We start from the raw sequence: 6,356 nt of genomic DNA, 5'->3' as shown, positions 1-6,356 counted from the left end.
TAATAGAAAAACGCCAAAAGTTAATCAAAAAATATTCAATATATAACCAAAAAGTCTTGACAAAGTATTTTCCATAAGGTAAAATGATGTCAGAAAAAAGAAAGGGTTTACAATTTTAAAATAGTTAAACCATAGTCGGAGGGAAAATGGCAAGAGTAAAAAATTTTGTTGGTGGGCGATGGTTGGAGTCAACTGCGACGTTCCATGAGCCTGTTTATAACCCAGCTACAGAGGAAATCTTAGCTGAAGTCCCACATTCAACCCAATCAGAATTAGAGGCAGCGGTAGACATAGCTGAGGAATCTTTTAAATCATGGGCACAAGTAGATGTCTTAAAAAGGGCAAGAATTATGTTTACATTCCATGAACTGCTTATCCGTGATAAAAAAATCTTAGCTGAACTGATTACCAAGGAAAACGGTAAAGCGCTAGCAGAAGCTTTAGGTGAGGTTCAGCGTGGAATCGAGAGTGTTGAATTTGCAGCTGCAGCACCATCGCTGATGATGGGAGAGACCTTGAGTGCTGTTGCCACAGACGTTGAAGCTATTAATTATAAGTATCCGATTGGAGTAGTGGGAGGGATAGCCCCCTTCAACTTTCCCATGATGGTTCCTTGCTGGATGTTTCCACTAGCTATCGTGCTGGGCAACACCTTTGTTCTCAAACCTTCTGAAAAAACACCCCTTTTGGCTGCACATTTAGCAACTCTTCTCCAAGAAGCAGGCTTGCCTGATGGTGTCTTCAATATCGTGAATGGTGCACACGATGTAGTCAATGGACTCTTGGAGCACAGAGCTGTCAAAGCTATTTCCTTTGTGGGATCGCAAAAGGTTGGTGAATATGTCTATAAAACAGGAACAGCGAATCTTAAACGGGTCCAAGCTCTGACAGGAGCAAAAAATCACACCTTGATTTTGAAAGATGCCAATATAGAAAATGCTATAAAAAATGTGATTACAGCAGCTTTTGGATCAGCAGGCGAGCGCTGTATGGCAGCTGCTGTGATTGGTGTTGAAGAAGAAATTTATGATGAATTTATAGACAAGCTAGTCAGAGCTGCACAAAATATTAAAATCGGAAACGGTATGGATAAAGATACTTTCCTCGGTCCACTTATTCGTAAGGAAAGTCGGATGCGAACTGTCAACTACATTAACAAAGGGGTAGAAGAAGGAGCGGTACTTAGACTGGATGGCCGTGAACAGCACTTTGATAAAGGGTACTTTATAGCTCCAACAATTTTTGAAAATGTGACTCAAGATATGATGATCTGGAAAGATGAAATCTTTGCACCAGTTCTATCTGTAAACAAGATTAAAGGACTCAGAGAGGGAATTGAACTGGCCAACTCTCACACTCTGGCTAATGGTGCATGTCTTTATACCAACAACGCAAGTGCTATTCGTTACTTCCGTGAAAATATTGATGCAGGAATGCTTGGTATTAATCTTGGCGTTCCTGCTCCTGTCTCATTCTTTGCTTTTTCTGGTTGGAAGGATAGTTTTTACGGTGACTTACACGCTAACGGCAAGGATGCGATAGAGTTCTATACCCATCGTAAGGTTGTCACCGCTCGTTTCCCAAAAGAGGATATCTCGCATGGTTAATTTAAAAAACAAAAAAATTGGCTTTCAAATCAACGATAAAGTTGAGCTCCTTCATTATATTTCTAGAGAAAATAGTCACTTTGACTATATTGAAGTGCAAGTTTTCCGCATGGCTGTGAGTGGTACTTATAGCCTTCCTCTCGTAGACAAGGAAGCTGTAGTTATCGCCATAACTGGACAATACACTGTTTCAGATGGAACCGAAAAGTTTGAAAATATGGGGACACGCTGTTCTGTATTTGAAAAAATTCCTACAGACAGTGTTTATATTCCCAACGGAAAAACAATCAGCATTACAGCAACAAAGCCGGGCAAAGTTATGATTGCGATGTCACCCACTAAAGACACAAGACGAAAAACTTGTTTTGTGCCCGCAAGAGCCAATTCAGCTGAAGAACGTGGTAAATACAATAACCAGAGACATGTACAGAATATCCTAGATGATCAGAGTCCTATATCTGAAAAACTGCTCTTGGTTGAAGTCTACACGCCTCAGGCCAATTGGTCTTCCTACCCGCCTCATCGTCACGATAGGGAGAACCTGCCACACGAAACGTATCTTGAGGAAGCTTATTATCATGAAGTTAAAGAAGATAAGGGTTTTGCCTTCCAGCGCGTCTATACGGATGACCATCTGATTGATGAAACTATGACGGTTTATAACGAGGAGATGGTACAAGTTCCTCGTGGTTATCACCCTGTAGCTGTGCCTGATGGCTATGAGTCCTATTACTTGAATGTTATGGCTGGACCTCATAAACTCTGGAAGTTTCACAATGCTCCTGACCATGAGTGGATTGCTAAACGCGACTAAAAGGAAAAGATATGAAAAAGAAATTTGATATTATCGCTGTTGGACGTGCAGCAATTGATTTAAATGCCGTTGAACTTCATCAACCGATGGAGAAAACAAAAAACTTTAAAAAATACGTGGGTGGTTCTCCTGCAAATATCGTCATCGGTGCGAGAAAAATGGGACTTAAAACGGGCTTTATCGGCAAGCTTTCGGATGATCAACATGGTCGTTTTATCATGAACTATTTGGAAGAGAAAGATGTGGATACAAGAGGCGTTGTGATTGACAAGGAAGGACACAAGTCGGGTCTTGCATTTACTGAAATTCTAAGCCCTTCCGAATCCAATATCCTCATGTATCGGCAAGATGTGGCAGATTTGTATTTGAGCCCGGAAGAAATTTTTGAGGATTATATCAAGCAGACCCATTATCTTTTAATTTCTGGAACGGCTCTTGCACAAAGTCCTTCTCGCGAGGCGGCTTTAAAAGCACTTTTGCTGGCTCGAAAAAATGAGATTCCCGTTATCATGGAGTTAGATTACAGAGAATACACATGGTATTCTCGTGAAGAAACCGCTATTTACTATCAACTTGTCGCCCAACAATCAGACATTTTGATTGGTACTCGTGATGAGTTTGACGTGTTAGAAAACAAACAAGGAGGAGAAAATCAAGCTACTGTGAGTGAGCTCTTCAAATACCGCCCAGAGTTGATAGTGATAAAGCATGGCGTTGAAGGCTCATTTGCCTATGAAAAAAACGGTAATATTATCAAAGGTAAAGCGTACAAGGCAAAAGTGATGAAGACTTTTGGAGCTGGTGATTCTTATGCAGCGGCCTTTATCACGGCTCTCCGAAAAGGGGAGAGCATAAAAACTGCCCTTAAATATGGTGCAGCCGCAGCGGCCATTGTGGTCAGTAAGCATTCTTCCTCTGAAGCTATGCCTACGCTTGAGGAGATTAAAGCATTGATTGCTGCACAAGACTAATTTAGCCTATTTTTACCGTAAAACTTATTGACTTACTTTTAACCCAATCACATTGAATATCTGAAAAGGGAGTGAAAAAGAGGCTGCTGTCAAGTGAATTCATCTTTTGTTTTCATGATTTCTTGCCGGTTTCAGTAGTTTTGCAAAAACCTTTATTTCTGACTTTTCATCACTTTCAAGCAGATAGGCATAGCTTTTAAAAGGAGGAGGATTCTCAATGACTATCAATCTCGGCATCTGTCCCATTGGTTGGACAAATGATGACCTGCCTGAATTAGGCGCAGAAAATACTTTCCAACAGGCCCTTTCGGAAATGGCCCTGGCAGGCTTTACAGGAACAGAAATAGGAAATAAATATCCTAAAAACCCAGTTGAGCTACATTCTCACTTAGAACCTCGAGGCATGTCTATTGCTTCTGGTTGGTTTTCAGCTTTTTTGACTACCAAACCTTTTGAAGAAACAGCAAAGGCTTTCAAACTTAAACTCGATTTCTTACATGCCATGGGTTCGAAAGTTATCGTCGTTTCAGAACAGGGGCATTCTATTCAATGCTTGGACAGGCCCATATATGATGAGAAGCCGACTTTTTCGGAAGAAGAATGGCACCTCTTGACGACTGGACTAGAAAAATTAGGGAACATGGCTCATGAGAAAGAGATGGAAATTGTCTTCCATCATCATATGGGCACCTGTATCCAAACGACTGCAGAAATCGAGCGCCTCATGGAAGAAACTCAACCAGATAAAGTGTCGCTTTTGTTTGACACAGGTCATCTGGTTTTCTCAGGTGAAGATCCACTTTATATCTACAATAAATACGCCAATCGAATTAAGCATATTCACTTTAAAGACATACGAGAAGAACGGATGAATAACGTAAAGTCAGAGCACTCCTCTTTTCTTCAGGGTGTTAAAGCGGGTGTCTTTACAGTGCCTGGCGATGGTATGATTGACTTTGAACCTATTTGGCATGCGATCCACACAAGCGATTATCAAGGTTGGATTATGGTTGAGGCTGAGCAAGACCCTACCCAAGCCAATCCATTCCTTTATGCCAAAATGGCCCGTGAATACATGAATCAAATTACTGGTCTTTAGGAATTTCCGTGTCTGTAAAGACAAGAGACAGCAGAGTTTTCCGTTTTAAGGAAAAAGTTAAGGCAAATGATTTTAAAAAGAACAGTAACATAAGCGAAGCATTTTAAGTTATGCTTTCAAAAATCATTAAGTAAGGAGTTTTAAATGAATGTAGCTTGGACAGTTGGCAGCTTCATTGTGATTGTGGCGGCCATCTGGATTTATTCTTATCGAAAGTCCAGAAAAGAAGTCAATATCAAAACCTCGGAAGGCTATTTTATGGGTGGGCGCTCGTTGGGAGCTGTCAATGTGGCCGGTGCGATTATCCTAACCAATCTTTCTACGGATCAGTTGGTCGGGCTGAATGGTCAGTCTTACGTGACGGGGATGCAAGTTATGGCTTGGGAGGTTACTTCGGCCATTGCCATTGTAGCTCTGGGTTTGATTTTTCTACCGCGTTATTTCAAGTACGGAATTGATACAATTCCTGACTTTTTAGAAATGCGATATGATACCACAATCAAGCGTACCATTTCTGGAATGTTTATTTTCACCTATGTGGCTTCATTTTTGCCGGTACTTTTGTACTCTGGAGCCCTTGTATTTAATGAAATCTTCCACGTGGATTTGATGTTTGGTGTACCAACCATTGTTGCGGTTGTCGCCATCTGCATTATCGTTGGTCTTGTCGCCATTGCCTATCTCTTGATGGGTGGCTTAGCTTTGACTGCCCACTCTGATACAATTTATTCTGTCGGTTTTTTGATAGGAGGCTTGGCAGTACCGATTTTGGGTCTCATGTTCGTGGGGGAGGGCTCTTTCCTAAGAGGGATTGAATTTATTGTTTACGATACTCCTTTTAATGGTCTTCTGAATTCAATCGGCGCTATTGACTCGCAACATGTCCCTTGGCCGACACTGTTTACAGGCATGTTATTTAACAACTTATACTTCTGGTGTACCAACCAGATGATTGTTCAGAAAGCTTTCGCAGCAAAATCACTTAAAGAGGCACAAAAAGGGACAATGATTTTGGGAGTTTATAAAATATTCGGTGCGCTTTTCTTGGTTTTTCCTGGAGTTATCGCGCGTCATATGTTCGGCAATCAATTTCTCTCGCATCCAGATTCTTCTTATCCACACATGTTGGTGGAACTCTTACCCAAAGCTCTCTTTGGTGTTTATGGAGCTATCCTTCTAGGTTCAGTCCTCTCCTCCTTTGCCGGTGCCCTGAATTCACTTGTCACTTTGGCTTCATTGGATTTTTACAAAGGGGTCTTCAATAAAAAAGCAACAGATGCCCAAGTGGCACGCAGTGGTAAAGTCACAACAGTTGTGGCTGGAGTTCTTTGCATCTTGGTAGCGCCATTTATTACTTATGCTCCAGATGGTCTCTATACCTTCATTCAGAAATTCAACGGCATTTATAATATCCCATTGTTGATTCTCATCCTCTTTGCTTTCTGGTCTAAGCATGCCACTGCTTACACAGCCAAAATTGTCTTTGCTGTACACGTTATCATGTACGGAATTGCAACGTTTTTCTTCTCACAAATTAATTTCCTCTATATTCTCTCACTCCTTTTCTTTGTAGAAGCTTTCTTGATGTGGGTCCTTCCTAAAGTTAAAGGCGAAGGTGAATTTATCTTGGACAGCTTCAGCTCTGCCAAAGTGGATATGGAAGCGTGGAAACATGGCAAGTGGGTTGGCGCTTTGGTCATTGGTGTTGTCCTTATTACTTATGCCTTTTTCTCACCTTGGGGTATTGGATAAAAACTAGCCTTGGAACAAAATTGCCATTCCATCAGTAAGATGTGCGTTTTTCCAAAAAACTGATGAAAATCATCAGACTTTTAGATAAGCGGACATCTGCGAAAAATAGCATA

5 protein-coding genes are annotated in these 6,356 nt (G+C 41.1%); all 5 read left to right on the top strand.

Annotated features, from left to right (window positions below; genetic code table 11):
* The first annotated feature begins 146 nt into the window (after positions 1–146).
* Entirely contained in the window at positions 147–1,607 is a 1,461-nt protein-coding gene (locus B4H39_RS01950) for a CoA-acylating methylmalonate-semialdehyde dehydrogenase (protein ID WP_251420809.1), read from the top strand.
* Positions 1,600–2,421 carry a 5-deoxy-glucuronate isomerase gene (iolB, locus tag B4H39_RS01945; protein WP_251420811.1) on the top strand — a complete coding sequence of 274 codons (822 nt, stop codon included), beginning with the start codon at positions 1,600–1,602 and terminating at the stop codon, positions 2,419–2,421. Before B4H39_RS01950 ends, iolB begins: the two co-directional genes overlap by 8 nt.
* 11 nt (positions 2,422–2,432) lie before the next feature.
* A complete protein-coding gene (gene iolC / locus B4H39_RS01940; protein WP_251420813.1) occupies positions 2,433–3,392 on the top strand; it encodes a 5-dehydro-2-deoxygluconokinase in 960 nt (319 codons plus the stop codon).
* Between the two features lie 217 nt (positions 3,393–3,609).
* On the top strand, positions 3,610–4,491 hold the full coding sequence (gene iolE / locus B4H39_RS01935; RefSeq protein WP_251420815.1) for a myo-inosose-2 dehydratase: 882 nt from the start codon (positions 3,610–3,612) through the stop codon (positions 4,489–4,491).
* A 144-nt stretch (positions 4,492–4,635) separates the two neighbouring features.
* Positions 4,636–6,243 carry a solute:sodium symporter family transporter gene (locus B4H39_RS01930; protein WP_251420817.1) on the top strand — a complete coding sequence of 536 codons (1,608 nt, stop codon included), beginning with the start codon at positions 4,636–4,638 and terminating at the stop codon, positions 6,241–6,243.
* Positions 6,244–6,356: the final 113 nt, after the last annotated feature.

This window comes from Lactococcus sp. UBA7128, from assembly GCF_002492185.1.
Lineage (GTDB): Bacteria > Bacillota > Bacilli > Lactobacillales > Streptococcaceae > Lactococcus > Lactococcus muris.
The sequence above is the reverse complement of the archived record's forward strand: the minus strand, read 5'-3'. Positions and strand labels throughout refer to the sequence as shown.